Origin of the sequence: Lysobacter capsici, from assembly GCF_014779555.2 — a bacterium.
GTDB classification, from domain to species: domain Bacteria; phylum Pseudomonadota; class Gammaproteobacteria; order Xanthomonadales; family Xanthomonadaceae; genus Lysobacter; species Lysobacter capsici.
In genome coordinates this window covers 429,904-445,072 of the sequence record NZ_CP094357.1, presented here as the reverse complement: position 1 = coordinate 445,072, position 15,169 = coordinate 429,904, and the positions used below count along the sequence as shown (strand labels likewise).

General features: G+C 68.2%; 14 protein-coding genes. 7 read left to right on the top strand and 7 right to left on the bottom strand.

Going from position 1 to position 15,169, the window contains the following annotated elements; all coding sequences use genetic code 11:
• Nucleotides 1–17 precede the first annotated feature (17 nt).
• Nucleotides 18–1,907 (bottom strand): arginine decarboxylase, encoded by a 1,890-nt coding sequence (gene speA, locus IEQ11_RS01790; RefSeq protein WP_191823597.1) that lies wholly within the window; start codon nucleotides 1,905–1,907, stop codon nucleotides 18–20.
• A 281-nt stretch (nucleotides 1,908–2,188) separates the two neighbouring features.
• Here speA and speE point away from each other — a divergent pair, with 281 nt between their 5' ends.
• Entirely contained in the window at nucleotides 2,189–3,043 is an 855-nt protein-coding gene (gene speE / locus IEQ11_RS01785) for a polyamine aminopropyltransferase (protein ID WP_191823598.1), read from the top strand.
• 219 nt (nucleotides 3,044–3,262) lie between these two features.
• Here the strand turns inward: speE and IEQ11_RS01780 are convergent, their stop codons facing one another.
• A complete protein-coding gene (locus tag IEQ11_RS01780; protein WP_046658766.1) occupies nucleotides 3,263–4,543 on the bottom strand; it encodes a M12 family metallo-peptidase in 1,281 nt (426 codons plus the stop codon).
• Nucleotides 4,544–5,029: 486 nt separating this feature from the next.
• Nucleotides 5,030–6,094, bottom strand: a complete 1,065-nt coding sequence (locus IEQ11_RS01775; RefSeq protein WP_228465022.1) for a YeiH family protein — start codon at nucleotides 6,092–6,094, stop codon at nucleotides 5,030–5,032.
• A gap of 106 nt (nucleotides 6,095–6,200) precedes the next feature.
• Between IEQ11_RS01775 and IEQ11_RS01770 the strand changes: the two genes are divergently transcribed.
• Nucleotides 6,201–7,097: a LysR family transcriptional regulator gene (locus IEQ11_RS01770; RefSeq protein WP_191823599.1), complete on the top strand. Its 897-nt coding sequence runs from the start codon at nucleotides 6,201–6,203 to the stop codon at nucleotides 7,095–7,097.
• A 111-nt stretch (nucleotides 7,098–7,208) separates the two neighbouring features.
• On the opposite strand, the gene IEQ11_RS01765 is transcribed toward IEQ11_RS01770, so the two are convergent.
• Nucleotides 7,209–7,547 (bottom strand): P-II family nitrogen regulator, encoded by a 339-nt coding sequence (locus IEQ11_RS01765; protein ID WP_191823600.1) that lies wholly within the window; start codon nucleotides 7,545–7,547, stop codon nucleotides 7,209–7,211.
• A 330-nt stretch (nucleotides 7,548–7,877) separates the two neighbouring features.
• Here IEQ11_RS01765 and ubiK point away from each other — a divergent pair, with 330 nt between their 5' ends.
• Together ubiK and IEQ11_RS01755 are read left to right on the top strand one after the other, a co-directional pair.
• Nucleotides 7,878–8,144: a ubiquinone biosynthesis accessory factor UbiK gene (ubiK, locus tag IEQ11_RS01760; protein WP_036114994.1), complete on the top strand. Its 267-nt coding sequence runs from the start codon at nucleotides 7,878–7,880 to the stop codon at nucleotides 8,142–8,144.
• Between the two features lie 10 nt (nucleotides 8,145–8,154).
• Nucleotides 8,155–9,678, top strand: a complete 1,524-nt coding sequence (locus tag IEQ11_RS01755; protein ID WP_036114996.1) for a YifB family Mg chelatase-like AAA ATPase — start codon at nucleotides 8,155–8,157, stop codon at nucleotides 9,676–9,678.
• A gap of 154 nt (nucleotides 9,679–9,832) precedes the next feature.
• Here IEQ11_RS01755 and IEQ11_RS01750 read toward each other — a convergent pair whose 3' ends face one another.
• From IEQ11_RS01750 to IEQ11_RS01740, 3 genes are all read right to left on the bottom strand, one after another.
• Nucleotides 9,833–11,236, bottom strand: coding sequence for an FAD-binding oxidoreductase (locus tag IEQ11_RS01750; RefSeq protein ID WP_191823601.1), 1,404 nt, complete (start codon nucleotides 11,234–11,236; stop codon nucleotides 9,833–9,835).
• A 58-nt stretch (nucleotides 11,237–11,294) separates the two neighbouring features.
• Nucleotides 11,295–12,392 (bottom strand): GNAT family N-acetyltransferase, encoded by a 1,098-nt coding sequence (locus IEQ11_RS01745; RefSeq protein WP_191823602.1) that lies wholly within the window; start codon nucleotides 12,390–12,392, stop codon nucleotides 11,295–11,297.
• Nucleotides 12,393–12,499: 107 nt separating this feature from the next.
• Nucleotides 12,500–12,913: a hypothetical protein gene (locus IEQ11_RS01740; RefSeq protein ID WP_191823603.1), complete on the bottom strand. Its 414-nt coding sequence runs from the start codon at nucleotides 12,911–12,913 to the stop codon at nucleotides 12,500–12,502.
• Nucleotides 12,914–13,097: 184 nt separating this feature from the next.
• Here IEQ11_RS01740 and IEQ11_RS01735 point away from each other — a divergent pair, with 184 nt between their 5' ends.
• The 3 genes from IEQ11_RS01735 to IEQ11_RS01725 all read left to right on the top strand — a co-directional run bounded on the left by IEQ11_RS01735 (nucleotide 13,098) and on the right by IEQ11_RS01725 (nucleotide 15,082).
• Nucleotides 13,098–13,928, top strand: a complete 831-nt coding sequence (locus IEQ11_RS01735; protein ID WP_191823604.1) for a helix-turn-helix transcriptional regulator — start codon at nucleotides 13,098–13,100, stop codon at nucleotides 13,926–13,928.
• 130 nt (nucleotides 13,929–14,058) lie between these two features.
• Entirely contained in the window at nucleotides 14,059–14,214 is a 156-nt protein-coding gene (locus IEQ11_RS01730) for a hypothetical protein (protein WP_187313323.1), read from the top strand.
• Nucleotide 14,215: 1 nt separating this feature from the next.
• On the top strand, nucleotides 14,216–15,082 hold the full coding sequence (locus IEQ11_RS01725) for an alpha/beta fold hydrolase (RefSeq protein ID WP_191823605.1): 867 nt from the start codon (nucleotides 14,216–14,218) through the stop codon (nucleotides 15,080–15,082).
• The last annotated feature ends 87 nt before the right edge of the window (nucleotides 15,083–15,169 follow it).

Below are 15,169 nucleotides of genomic sequence, written 5' to 3'. Positions count from 1 at the left end.
AAGTCCCGTTTCCCAGCTCAAGCCAAGGGCGCGTCGCTGAGATAGGTGTAACCGGTCAAGCCGGTCTCCAACGCCTCGTCCAACCGCGCGGCTTCGTCGGCCGGCAGATTCGCCGCGGCGACCTTGTCGCGATACGCCGCGCGCAGGTCGGCCAGCTTGTAGCCGACGTAGTCGAGCATGACGTCGGTGGTATCGCCGCGGCGCTGCTGCGCCAGACGATAACCGTCGCCGTCGACCCGCACTTCCACCGCGTCGGTGTCGCCGAACAGGTTGTGGATGTCGCCGAGGATTTCCTGATACGCGCCGACCAGGAAGAAGCCCAGCCGATAGCTTTCGCCCGGCTTGAGGGCATGCAGCGGCAGCGAGCTGTCCAGGCCTTCGTTCTCGACGTAGGTATCGACCTTGCCGTCCGAATCGCAGGTCAGGTCGGCGATCACGCCGCGCCGGTCCGGCCTTTCGTTCAGGCGCTCGATCGGCGCGATCGGGAACACCTGATCGATCGCCCACACGTCCGGCATCGACTCGAACACGCTGAAATTGACGAAGTACTTGTCGACCAGGCGCTCGTTGAGTTCGTCGAGCAGATCGCGATGGCTCTTTTCGCCGACGTCCAGGCGCGCGCGCACCGCATGCGCGATCGCGTAGAACAGATCGTCGATGCGCGCGCGGTGGGTCAGGTCGATCTGGCCGAGCGCGTACAGCGACAAGCCTTCGCCGTGATGGTGCTGGGCCTCGTGGAACAGTTCCACCGCCGGGCGCAGGTCGAGTTCGTCGTGGATCTCGCGCAGATGACGGATCACCGCCGGCTCGTCGTCGTGCGACGGCGGCACCCGGCCTTCGGGCGCTTCCTCGATTTCCGAGACGTTGGCGACCAGCACCGCATGATGCGCGGTCATCGCGCGGCCGCATTCGGTGACGATGCGCGGCGGGGTCAGGCCGTATTCCTGACAGGCCTCGGCCAAGGGCTGGACGATGTTCGACGCGTACTGATTGACGCCGTAGTTGATCGAGCAATAGCTGCGCGAACGGGTGCCTTCGTAATCGATGCCCAGGCCGCCGCCGACGTCCATGTAGCGCACGTTGGCGCCGAGCTTGGACAGCTCGATGAAGTAACGGGTGGCCTCGCGCATGCCGTTGGCGATGTCGCGCACGTTGGAGATCTGCGAGCCCATATGGAAATGCAGCAGGCCCAGGCAATCATGCAGGCCGCTGTCGCGCAGCTGCTTCCACAAGTCCAGCACCTGACGCGGGCTCAGGCCGAACTTGGCCTTGTCGCCGCCGCTGTTCTGCCACTTGCCGGCGCCCAGCGACGCCAGCCGCATGCGCACGCCCAGGCCCGGCTTCACCCCGAGCGCCTTGGCTTCCTCGAACACCAGCTGCAGCTCGGACGGCTTCTCGACGACGATGTAGGTTTCCATGCCGAGCTTGCGGCCGATCAGGGCCAGGCGGATGTACTCGCGGTCCTTGTAGCCGTTGCAGACGATCAGCCCGCCCGGCCGGCTCAGCGCCAGCACCGCCATCAACTCGGGCTTGCTGCCCGCTTCCAGGCCGAAGCCTTCGCCGGCGTGCGAGGCCAGGGTGCCGGCCACGCCGTGATGCTGATTGACCTTGATCGGATACACCGCGGTGTAGCCGCCGGCGTAATCCCAGTCGCGCATGGCCTGGGCGAAGGCGCCCTGCAGCGCGCCGAGGCGATCGCCGAGGATGTCGGGAAAGCGCACCAGCATCGGCAGCTTGGCGCCCTGCGCGCGCGCGGCGTCGACGACTTCGGGCAGGGCCACGGTCGGGCCGCGCTCGCCGCGCGGCTTGACCACGATGCGGCCGGCGCCGTCGATGTCGAAGTAACCCTCGGACCAATGCGGGATCGAATAGGTCTTGCGGGCCTGATCGAGCGACCAGTCGGACATCGGCGGGCTTTCCAGAAAACCATGGGGAAGCCGCATTCTACAGGCCGCGTCCGGCGAGGGGGCCTTCGATCCGGCTCGACTTGGCCAAGCGCGCGACGCTGGCGGCCAAGTCGGCAAAATCCGCGGCCGGGCGGGCCGTTCGCGACGTACGTTCATGCAGGTTCGCTACAATCCGCGCCCCAAGCCCGGATCGTGCCCGGCTCCGGCCCGGCGATCGGGCCCGCCGCCGCCGCGATCGGACGCAGCCCCGCGATTCCCGCCCCAGCCCAGGAAGCAAGCGCATGACTACCGAACCGAAGTGGCATTACGAAAACTTCGAGCCGACCGGCTCGTCCATCGGCTATCGGATCACCCGCAAGCTCGATGAAGTGCAGTCGCCGTTCCAGAAGATCGAGATCTTCGAGACGACCGACTGGGGCAATCTGATGCTGATCGACGGCGCGGTCATGCTGACCACCCGCGACAACTTCCTCTATCACGAGATGATGTCGCACCCGGCGCTGTTCACCCATGCCGCGCCCAAGAACGTGGTCATCATCGGCGGCGGCGACTGCGGCACCCTGCGCGAAGTGCTCAAGCACGACGGCGTGGTCGAGGCGGTGCAGTGCGACATCGACGAGCAGGTCACGCGCATGGCCGAGAAGTGGTTCCCGGAATTGTGCGACCGCAACGGCGACGCGCGCGCGCAGCTGTTGTTCGACGACGGCATCGCCTACATGGCCAACCGCCCGGCCGGCAGCGTCGACATCATCATCGTCGACTCGACCGATCCGGTCGGCCCGGCCGAGGGCCTGTTCAACAAGGCCTTCTACGAAAGCTGCTTCCGCGCGTTGCGCGAGGACGGCATCCTGGTCCAGCAGTCCGAGTCGCCGTTGATGCTGCTCAAGCTGATCCAGGAAATGCGCACCGAGATGGGCAAGGCCGGCTTCCAGTCGTTCAAGACCCTGCCGTTCCCGCAGCCGTGCTACCCGACCGGCTGGTGGAGCTGCACTCTGGCGCGCAAGAGCGCCGGCGGTTTCGAATTCCGCGAAGCCGACGCCAAGGCCAAGACCTTCGACAGCAAGTACTACAACGCAGGCATCCACCACGGCGCGTTGTCGACGCCGGCGTTCGTGGCGCAGGCGTTGGGCGAATAAACCGTCCGCGATCTTCGCCGAAAAAAAGCCCCGCACTCGCGGGGCTTTTTCGTAGTACGACGGTAGGAGCTGCGTAAGCTGCGACCGCGAAACCGCAGCTACGACGCAAGCGCCGTTTCGCGGTCGCAGCTTGCGCAGCTCCTACAGGGAGAATCCGAACGACCGCGCGAGTTGGCGGCCTCGGGGCAACGCCCCTCGGCCGCCGCAACCGCGCCGCCGTCAGCGGAACGCCGCGACCGCCGCCGCGCGCTCGCGCATGACCCGCTCGTTGTCGCGGGTGCTGGTGCCCAGCGGCCGGCTCACGCCGCCGGACACGTAGCTCTGGTCGATCGTCGAGAAGTAGCCGATGCGCGGCTGCGGATTCGAGTTCACCGCCATGATCGTGCGGAAATTGCCGGCGCTGTTGACGTAACCGTGACCGAACGAGAACGGCGTGGTGTTCGGATCGTTGTCGTGACGCGCGCCGAACAGATGGGCCGCCTCATGCACGAAGGTGAACGTGCTGCAGGAATGGTTCTGCACGAAGAAGCCGTTGGCCGCGGTCGCGCCGATCGAATACGCCTGCCCGCACAGCAGTCCGCCGCTGCTGCTCACCAGGCCGTCGCGTACCACCAGGGTCACCAGGTCGGCGGCCGTGCTGTTGCGCTCGGTGGTCGAGTAGGCGTCGTACCAGCCGTCGGTGGTGCCGCGGATGCGCGACAGCAGGGTGTCGGAACTGTCGGTCGATTGCGCCTGGGTGGTGAAGCGGACTCCGGCGCTTTCGAACCGCAGCGCCAGCGCGTTGTTGGTGAACGCGGTATTGGATTGGGCGATGAAGAACGCGGCGCGATCGTTCGCCGAATTCTGCCCGCCCAGTTCGGCCACGGCTTCCGGCGTGTAGACCTGCAGCACGCGGACGATCGAATCGGCGAGCAGCGCGCCCGCCGCCGGACGCGCGGCGAGCGCGGGGCCGCGATCGGTTTGCGGCGCCAGATCGACCTGCGCGGGCGTATCGTCCCCACCCTCCAGACTCGCAGGATCGCGCTTGACCAGGTACTGCCGCGCGCCGTCCTCCGAGGTCAGGACCTCGTACACCTCGCCGGTGGCGGCGACGATCTGCCCGGTGACGCGCTCGCCGCGCACGACGAACAGCGCCGTGGACGGCGGTTGGCCGCCGAGCTTGAGCTGGCCGCCGGGAAGCAGGCGGTCGGCGCCCGACCAGACCGTATCGCCGTTGGCGGTGCGATAGGACTTCGCCAGACGCATGTGCAGACGCGCGCCCTCCGGCATGCTCAGCATCAATTCGCGCTGCGCGCCGACCAGGGCCTGGCGATCGATCGACACCGACGCGGCCCATAGCGCGGTCTTGCCGCGCACCATGGCGCTGACGTTCGCGGGCGCCGCGGCCTTCGAGGGCTGGGCCTGAAACAGTTCCGGCACCGCGGCCGATTGCGCGCCGGCGATGTTGACGGTGGCGGTGACCAGACCCGCGATGGATAGTGCCAAGATTGCCTTGTGCATGTGACTCTCCCCGTAAGCGTTGCGACATCAAGAGTGATGGCGGACGACCGCGGTCGCCCGGTAGCGTTCATCGCCTGCTCGTGGGTCGCCGCGCGCGATGGCGCGATCGCGGAAGAATTCGGCCGCAGCGAAGAACGGCCTTGAGCTTGCACGCAAGCGCCCGGCCGCGGTGGGCCGCGCAAGTGGCGCATTCCTCGCTTAAACGCGATACGAATCACACATCGGCATATCGGCGCTGCGATGCGCAGGCGACATGCGAGCAACAACAGCCCATCGCAGTGGCGTGCACCGGGCGCGCGCTCGCCCGCATCGTGACGTTGATCGCCCAAGCGCCGGGCAGACAAGAAAAAACCCCGCGATCGGCGGGGTTTTTCGCGATCCGGCAGTGGCAGGGGCGCAGGCCGCGAGCGAGTACTCATGACCATTGCACACTCGTTGTGCCGAAGGCGCGCGTCGCGCCACGGCGAACGCGGGAGCTCGTGCAGCTCAGCCGATGGCGGCGAACAACTTCGCCGCGCCGACATTGAGTGCGTAGCCGCCGATCGTCAGCACCCCGAACAGGATCGCCGCCAGCAGCATCGGCTTCGCCCCGGCTTGCTTGATCGCGCCGACATGCGTGCGCAAGCCCAACGCCGCCATCGCCATCGCCAGCATCACCGTGTCGATCTGCACGATCGCGCTCTTCCACGCGGCCGGCAGCAGATGCAGCGAATTGAACCCGCTGACCACCACGAACAACAGCGCGAACCACGGGATCACGATCTTCGCCTTGCCCGCGGCGCCCTCGCCGCTCGCGCCGATGCGCGAGGACAGGATCAACAGGAACGGCGCCAGCAGCATCACCCGCAGCATTTTCTCGATCACCGCCGCCGAAGCGGCCGATTCGCCGATCGCGCGGCCGGCGACCACGACCTGGGCGACCTCGTGGATGGTCGAGCCGGCATACACGCCATACGCGTGCTCGCTCATGCCCAGATACGGATACAGCCACGGGTACACGAACATCCCGAGCGTCCCGAACACCACCACCGTGGCGACCGCGACCGACACCTTATGCGCCTGTCCGCGCACCACCGGTTCGGTGGCCATGACCGCGGCCGCGCCGCAGATCGCGCTGCCGGCGCCGATCAGCATCGAGGTTTCGCGGTCCAGCTTCAGCCAGCGCGTGCCGATCCAGGTCGCCAAACCGAACACCGTCGCCACCACCACCACGTCGATCGCCAGCCCGGCCCAACCGACCCCGGCGATTTCCTGAAAGGTGACGCGAAAGCCGTACAGCACGATGCCGGCGCGCAGCAGCGTGCTCTTGCAGAAGTCCACGCCCGGGCCGGCCTGGGCGGCGACGGCCGGGAACACCGTGTTGCCGACCGCGATGCCGAGCACGATGGCCAGGGTCAGGGCGCTCAGACCGAAGGATTGCAGCGCCGGCAGCGAGGCCAGCCCCATCGCCACCGCGGCGATCGCGGCCGCCAGGCCCAGCCCCGGCCAGAACCCGCGCTTCCGATGAGCACCCTGCGGGGCGGCGACGGGAACGGACGAAGTCGGATTCAGGGCGGACACGGCGGCGGACTCGGTGAGGAAGCGGCGCCAAGGTAGGCCCGCCCACTCGGGGAGTCCAATACATATAATTCAACTATCCATGAGGTGAGCTCATAGCATGAACCTGCACCTGCTGCGCGTGTTCCTGACCGTGGTCGAGCAGCAAGGCTTCTCGCGCGCGGCCGACAGCCTGTTCGTCAGCCAGTCGGCGGTGTCCAAGGCGGTGCGCGAACTCGAGCTGCAGCTGGACCTGCCGCTGATCGAGCGCACCGGCAGCGACGGCAAGGCCGTGCGCGGCATCCAGCTGACCGACCACGGCCGCGCCGTGTTCGAACATGCGCGCGCGATCTTCGCCCTGGAGCGGATCGCGGTCGAAGACGTGCGCGACCGGGTCGAACTGCGTCAGGGCCGGCTGCGCATCGGCGCGAGCACCACCATCGCCGCCTATTGGCTGCCGCAGCAACTGGGCCCGTTCGTGCGTCGCCATCCCACCCTGGCGACCGAACTGGTGGTCGGCAACACCGAACAGATCCGCCATGCGGTGATCGATTGCGCGGTCGATGTCGGCTTCGTCGAAGGCTCGGTCGACGACCCGCGCATCGAGGCGAGCTTGTGGCGCAGCGAACCGCTGCGGCTGATCGCCGCGACCGACAACCCCGTGGGCGCCAAGCGCCGCGCCTCGATCGCCGAACTGAGCCGGCAGACCTGGCTGCTGCGCGAACACGGCTCGGGCACGCGCCAGGTCGCGCAGTCGCTGTTCGCCGCGCGCGGCATCGAACCGGCGCGGGTGATCGAGATCGGCAGCAACGAAGCGATCGCGCGCGCCGTGGTCGCCGGCGCCGGCATCGCCCTGCTGCCGGCGACCGTGGTCGCCGACCTGATCACCATGCAGCGCGTGCGCGCGGTCGCGCTGGGCGACGACGAGAGCCTGACCCGCCCGCTGTATCGGCTGGAACTGCGCAATCGCCCGCGCGCGCCGGCGTTGCAGGCGTTCTTGCTCGACGAAGAAATTTAGAAGCGAGGAACGAGTGCGCAGGAGTGAGGAACGAGTTCAGCGGCAAAGCTGCGCAACGCTCGAGCCATGCGGCTCGACTCGTTCCTCACTCCTGTGAACTCTTTTCTCGCCTTAAAGCGCGTCGCCGTCCAACTCGCCAGTGCGAATGCGCACCGCGCGCTCCAGGTCCCAGACGAAGATCTTGCCGTCGCCGATCTTGCCGGTGCCGGCGGCCTTCATGATCGCCTCGACCACGGTATCGATCTGATCGTCGGTGATCGCCACTTCCAGCTTGATCTTGGGCAGGAAGTCGACCACGTACTCGGCGCCGCGATACAACTCGGTATGCCCCTTCTGGCGGCCGAAGCCCTTGACCTCGGTGGCGGTGATGCCGGCCACGCCGGCCTCGGCCAGCGCCTCGCGCACATCGTCGAGCTTGAACGGCTTGATCACCGCCATGACCATCTTCATTCGTCTGTCTCCGCGCCACCGATTCGATTCGCGCGCAGGATAGCGCGCCGCCGCCGCCGCGACCTAGCCGGCGGCTCAGGCGCGGCGGCCGCCGTGCCGTCCGTCCGGCGGCGTTCACACCGCCTGCGCGTCCGGCGTTGGACGATCATGCAACGCCGTCCGAAGACCTGAACGCGTGCAAGCCGAGCGCTTGCAGGGCCGGTCGAGGGCGTGATGTAGTGACCGCGTCATCCACTTCGGACTTTTCCGACAGCCCGCCACGGCCCCAGCCGACGGCGTGGTCCCGGTCCGGCGGTCAAGCTGACCCCAACACCGGAGGAGCTTCTTTACATGATCGACCTGAACACCATCGACGACCTCGCCCGCCGCCTCAGCTCGCTGGTGCCCTCGGGCCTGCGCGAAGGCCGCGAGGAAATGCAACAGAACTTCAAGTCCGTGTTGCAGACCGGGCTGTCCAAGCTCGACCTGGTCACCCGCGAGGAATTCGAAGTCCAACGCGCCGTGCTGCTGCGCACGCGCGAGAAGCTCGACGAACTGCAACGCGCGGTCGCCGAGCTCGAAGCGCAACTCGATCGCGCCGACACGCCCCAGCACTGACCCGGCCGCCATGAATCTGGCACTCGTGCATAGCCGTGCGCGATCGGGCGTCCGTGCGCCCGCGGTGCGGGTCGAGGTCCATCTCGCCGGCGGTTTGCCGAACATGTCGATCGTCGGCCTGCCCGAAGCGGCGGTGCGCGAAGCCAAGGACCGGGTGCGCGCGGCGATCCAGTGCGCGCAGTTCGAATTCCCGCAGCGGCGCATCACCGTCAATCTGGCTCCGGCCGATCTGCCGAAGGACGGCGGCCGCTACGACCTGGCAATCGCGCTCGGCATCCTCGCCGCGAGCGGACAGATTCCGCTGGAGGCCTTGAACGGTTGCGAGTTTCTCGGCGAACTCGGCCTCACCGGCGAACTGCGCGCGATCGACGGCGTGCTGCCGGCGGCGCTGGCCGCGGCCGATGCCGGGCATCGGCTGGTGGTGCCGGCCGGCAACGGCGCCGAAGCCGCCCTCGCCGGCCGGGTCGAGGCGCGCACCGGCCGCACCTTGCTGGAAGTGTGCGCGATGCTCAGCGGGCAAAAGTCTTTGCCCGAAGCCGTCGCCTTGCCGGTGGTGCGCGTCGCCGGGCCGGACATGCTCGACGTGCGCGGCCAGGCGCAGGCGCGGCGCGCGCTCGAAATCGCCGCGGCCGGCGGCCACCATCTGCTGCTGATCGGCCCGCCGGGCTGCGGCAAGACCTTGTTGGCCTCGCGTCTGCCCGGCCTGTTGCCCGAGGCCAGCGAAGCCGAAGCCCTGGAAACCGCGGCGATCGCCTCGGTCAGCGGCGGCGCGCACGGGCGCGGACTCGATCCGGCGCGCTGGCGCGAGCGCCCGTTCCGATCGCCGCACCACACCGCCAGCGCGGTCGCCCTGGTCGGCGGCGGCGCCGACCCGCGCCCCGGCGAAATCTCCCTGGCCCATCAGGGCGTGCTGTTCCTCGACGAATTGCCCGAGTGGGAACGGCGCGCATTGGAAGTCCTGCGCGAACCACTGGAGTCGGGCGTGGTGACGGTGTCGCGCGCGGCGCGCAGCGCCGAGTTCCCGGCGCGGTTCCAGCTGGTCGCGGCGATGAACCCCTGCCCCTGCGGCTGGGCCGGCGACAGCAGCGGCCGCTGCCGTTGCGCCGGGGATGCCATCCGCCGTTACCGCGCGCGCATTTCCGGTCCCTTGCTCGATCGCATCGACCTGCACATCGAGGTGCCGCGCCTGCCGCCCTCGCACCTGCGACCGGACCAGCCCGGCGGCGAATGCTCCGAGGCCATCCGCGCCCGCGTCGTGCTGGCGCGGCAACGGCAGCAAGCGCGCAGCGGCCGCATCAACGCCCAGCTCAGTCAGGCCGAGACCAGCGCGACCTGCCGCCTGCACGAACGCGATCACGAACTGCTCGAACGCGCGGTCGAAAGCCTGCAACTGTCTGCGCGCTCGATGCACCGGATCCTGCGCGTGGCCCGCACCATCGCCGATCTGGCCGGCAGCGAGGCGATCGCCACCGCGCATCTGACCGAGGCGATCGGCTATCGGCGCGCCGATCGCGGGCTTCAATCGGCCGCGTGAGGCTCCCGTCGACGGCGATCCGCGGCTCAGCCGACGGCCGAGCCGCGATGACGATCCCGCCGGCGAGATCGCAGCGATCCTTCGCCCGCCGCGGCTGCGTGGCCGCGCCTTCATCGGCATCGACCCGACGGGCCTGCGCCGGGCCGCTTCGCGGCTAACGATCGCCCGCCGACATGTCCATCGACACATCATGGAACACGCCGTGAGGGTCGTACTGCCTGCGCAGCCGGCGCAAGCGCGACCAGCTCTCGGCGGAGTAACACCGGTGTGCGCTGCCTGATCGTTCCTCCAGATCGAACTCGTTGATGTAGCTGCCCGACGCCACCGTCGCCAGCTCGTCGTACAAGGATTTAAGCCAACCGCGGTTGACCTCGTCGTCGGCGACTTCATTCCATTGCGCATAAGTCGAAAAGAACCAGCGTCCCGATGCCGACCAGGCCGCATCGGACCAGGACGAAGCGCCGCGCCAGATCAACAGCGGCAATGTGGCCGGCGAAGGCTGCGAGGGCAGATGCGCAGCGAGTATCGCGACCGCGTCCTCACCTCGATCGGTCAGGATGTTGTCGGTGCGGTAGCGCCTGGACACCAGCATCGCGTCGCCCTGGCGGTAGATGGATTCGAAATCACTCGGCTGGTCGACCTCGACCGCGCGGATCAATCCGGCGGACACCTGCCCCGACAGCGAGGCCTGCAGCGCCCGCGCATGCGCCGGGCTGTCGGCGAACGCGATCGTGTTCAACATCACCTGCCGGCCGCATTCTTCGGCCGCGCGATCGTCGCTCTTCGGCACGATCGCGAGCATCACCTGCAACGAAGGATCGGGCTGCGCCTGTTCGATCCGCGCCAGCAACCGCGGCAGGTCGCTGAACTTCGCCAAATAGGTGTTGCTGGTGATGCAGCCCGGCAGCGGCCAGCAATCCAGATGGAAGCGGGTCACCACGAAGAACAAACCGGGTCCGCCGCCGCGCGCGGCCCACAGCAGTTCGGGGTTTTCGTGCGCATCGGCATGCAGCACCTCGCCGTCCGCGGTCACCAGATCGATCGCGCGAACATTGAACGTGCTCATGCCGCCCCAGGCGCGGAAATTGATGCCGAGCCCGCCGCCGAGCAAGAACCCGCTCAGGCCGACCTCGCCGCCGTGTCCGGTCGGAAAGGCCAGGCCGTGACGGGCGAGCGCGGCGCTCAGCTGCCGGCTGCTCACGCCCGGCTGGACCTGCGCCGATCGTCGGTCGGGATCGATCTGGATATCGCACAAGGCCGACAAGTCCAGCAGGATGCCGGTGTTGCGCAGGAAACAGCCGGCGTAGCTGTGGCCGCTGCCGCGCACGCTGACCGGCAAACCGTGGCGACGCGCGAAGTCGATGCTGTGCACCACGTCGGCGATCGATTCGGCGCGCACGATGTATTCCGGGTAGCGGTCGAAACCACGCCCGTTCCAGCTCAGGTCGCGATGCCAGCCGGCGTACTCGGGGTGATGGCGCGAGCGCGCCTTGCCATCGAGGCTGCGCGGAAAAATGCGGAAGTCGTCGGCGCTGAGGGTTTGGTAATGCGATTGCACGGGCTGGCTCCGGTGGCACAGGCGATGAATCGGTGGGTCGGTGGGTCGGCGAAAAGAATCAGTGCAACGCGCGCCGGGCCGGATCGGCGGCCGGCGTAGCGCCCAGGCCCGCGCGCGACTCGAGCGCGGCGAGCGGCAGGTCGCGGGCGATCAGCGAATACAGCGGCACCGGCGTCAGGCCGAGCCGGCGCTTGATCCGCTCGTTGAGGCGCCCGCCCTCCAGCCGCTTAAGGCCGCGCGCGAAGGCGTAGCGGTAAGCGCTGGCGAAGCACAGGGTGTAGGGACTGAAACTGGAGCGGTCGTAAACGACGCCGGCCGACCACAGAAGGATGTGGTCGCCCTGCTCGAAGCAGATGATGCCGCCGACCAGTTCGTCCTCGCATTCCACCACCACCAGCCGAACCAGGCCCCCGCAGCGTCTTACGAACCGCGCCAACGGCGCCGACGGAAAATACTGCGGGGTGCCGTTCCTGGCGGTGGTGCGGAAGCACAGTTCGGTCAGTCGCTCGAGCACACCGTCGAACGGCGGCGCGATCACTCGCGCCGTCGCGCCGCTCGCCTCGAATTTGCGCAGCTGGCGATTCATTTCGCAGCGGCCATCGTTGGGCAGCCGCTGCACGAACTGCTCGAAATGATCGAACCGGCGCAGATCGACGTCGTAGCGATCGACCAGGTGACAGGCGCGATAGCCCTGCCCACGCGCCTGCCCGAGCACGCCAGCGTCGCGAACGTTCAACAGACCGGCATGGCGGGCGCCTTCGCCACGGGCCAGGCGCTCGTACTCGCGCAGCAGCGCGGCGAACGCGTCGCTGCGATCGGGACGCACGGGCACCGTGCTGTCCCAGCAATGCATGATGTGGCTGAACAAGCCCAGGTCGCCGCCGTCGTCGCGCACGCCGGCGGTTCGTTGCAACAGGCCCAGCGGATCGATGGCGGCGACGCGCTGCAGGTACGCCGGCAGGACGCCGACCAGCTCATCGCCGTCGCGTGCGCACAGGTAAAAGACCTTCTCCACCGGCAGCAACGGCGAATGCTCGGCGGCGTCGAGAAAACGCCGGTCGTAGAACAGCGGCGCCGCGCTCGCGGCATACAGGGCGCGGTACGCATCATCGTCGATGGATTGCAAGGAACGATGCACATCGATGGTCAGTGCCATTTCGGCTCCGCTGAACTTCGCGCAGCGGCCGCGCGACTACGCGACCGATCCGCCGAGGGTTGGAACAACGCCGGACGCCTCGGCGGCGTATGCCGAGGTTCGCGGCGCTACGGGTTCATCCACATCGCGACTTCGCGGCGGCGGCCATGGCCGCGCGTGTCGATGCCTTGGCGACCCGACAGCATCGACGGCGGTCGCCGCCCCGCGCGCCATGATGCGAACCGGTTCGCGCGCCGTGTCCGGTGCAGGCGCGTGCGGACCCGCGGCAACGCGACATCGCGATTCAACACCGGGACATGCATTGCCCGACGCGCTCCGGCGCGATCCGAATAACGAACAACCCGCCAGGTAATCGCCGCCTGCTCAAGCCGCGGCCCGGGAAATAGTTGGTCCGCGCCGGTTCGAAAAACGTGATCGGCATTGACGGGTGAGCGAGGGTTATTCCGCGGATTCGCCAACGGTTCACCCGGGCACAGGCGCTTGATGCCGCGCGTCATGGATTCATGCGCGACCGCGTTCATCGCCGGCCGTTCGCCGCCGCATTCATCGCCGTACCAAAGCGTTTGCCGACGCGACGACGATTTCGTCGGTGGAAAACCAGCGCCGCGCGAACCGAAGCGCTAAGCTAGCCCGTCGCATCCATTGCCGCGACATCGGCGCTCGGCCCGGCCGTCGCCGCCCACCGCACCCAGCCATCGCAAGGGCATGTCCGAACTCACCGTCCACGCTCTGCTGCAGACGCTGACCGTCACCGTCCGCGACGTGTATTGCACCGGCACCTGCCGCGCGCCGACCCAGGAGGAATGCGCCGACGCCACCCACCTGGTGTTTCCGTATCGCGGGGTGTACGTGCGCCATGTCGGCGAGGACCTGACCGTGGCCGAATCCAGCCAGGTCCTGTTCTTCAATGCCGGCGAACGCTACCGGATCAGCCATCCGATCGAGGGCGGCGACGCCAGCCTCGCGGTCTGGGTCGAGGAAGCGATGCTGCGCGAACTGGCGCCCAAGGCCTTGCTGCGCGACGGCGATGCGCTCGCGTTCCGACTGCCGCGCCTGCGCATCGACGCGCGCGCGCAGGCGCTGGTCGCGATGGTCCGCCACAGCCTGCGCGAAGGTATCGCCGAAGCGCTGGAAGCCGAAAGCCTGACCCTGACCCTGGTCCAGCGCGCGCTCGGCCCGCGCACCGCGCATGCGGCCGGCGCCAGCCTCGGCCGGCAACGTCTGGTTGAACGGACCAAGCTGGTGCTCACCAGCGACCTGTCGCGGCGCTGGAAGCTGGCCGAGATCGCCGCCGAAGTCGGGGTGTCGGCGGTGTACCTGACCCAGGTGTTCCAGCAGGTCGAAGGCCTGCCGCTGTATCGCTATCAACTGCGCCTGCGGCTGGCGCGCGCGCTCGACCTGCTGGGCCAGTACGAGGACCTCAGCGCGCTGAGCCAAGACCTGGGCTTCTCCAGCCACAGCCACTTCAGCGCCGCGTTCCAGCAGACCTACGGCCGCTCGCCGTCGGAATTCCGCCAGTCCGCGCTGCAGCGCTGAGACGGCGCCGTCCCGGGACGGTGTGTTCCGGAACCACCGGAACCGATCGCTAAAGATTCTGACAGCGCCGCCAGCGCCGCGGTGGCCTACTGTGCCTGCCCGGACGTCGGGCGTACCCAGAGAAGCCGTCATGACGAACAAAACCTGCGCCGCCTGCGATTGCCCGCTGGACGACAGCGCGTTCCAGGTCCGCATCGGCGGCAAGGCCGTCGAAGTGTGCTGCGACGACTGCGCGCGCAAATTGAAGGAAGCCTACGACTCGGCGATCACGCCCGGAAACGACTGACATGGACGGCAACGCGCCCACCCTCACCCTGCAGCATGTCGACACGCCGTCGGGCTCGATCGCGTATCGCGAACAAGGCCGCGGCCCGGTCGCGCTGTTCGTCCACGGCGTGCTGTTGAACGGGCATCTGTGGCGGCATCAGCTGGCCAAGTTGTCCGTTCTGCGCCGCTGCATCGCCGTCGACCTGCTGGCCCACGGCGATACCGCGATCGCGCCGGACCAGGATGTCTCGGTCACCGCCAACGCGGCGATGCTCGCGCAGTTTTTGGATGCGCTGGGCATCGATCAGGTCGATCTGGTCGGCAACGACAGCGGCGGCGGTATCGCCCAGATCTTCGCCGCGCTGCACCCGCAGCGCGTGCGCAGCTTGACCCTGACCAACTGCGACACTCACGACAACTGGCCGCCGGAAGCGTTCAAACCGTTCCTGGCGATGGCCGCGGCCGGTGGCCTGGCCGATGCGCTGAGCGGCATGTTGGCCGACAAGGCCGTATACCGCTCGCCGCAGGCGCTGGGCCCGGCCTACGAACATCCCGAGCGCTTGTCCGATGCGAGCATCGAGATCTACCTGCGGCCGTTCCTGCGCAACCCGCAACGCACGCGCGATCTGCAGCGGTTTCTCGGCGAGTTCGATCCGCGCCACACCCTCGCGATCGAACCGCAGCTCAAAACCCTGCAGGCGCCGACCCTGATCGCCTGGGGCACCGACGATGTCTTTTTCGACACGCGCTGGTCGCACTGGTTGGCCGAAACGATTCCGGGCACCCGGCAACGGGTGGAACTGGAAGGCGCGCGGATCTTCTTCCCGGAAGAACGCTGGGCGCAGTTCAACGACCTGCTGCGCGCGCACTGGCTGGCGAGCGTCTGAGCCTCGCGCGCCGCGCGCGGCGAACCTGCGTCGCGACGATTCACGCCTGACCGCATAGCGGCGGCGCAACACCACAACCCATCGATC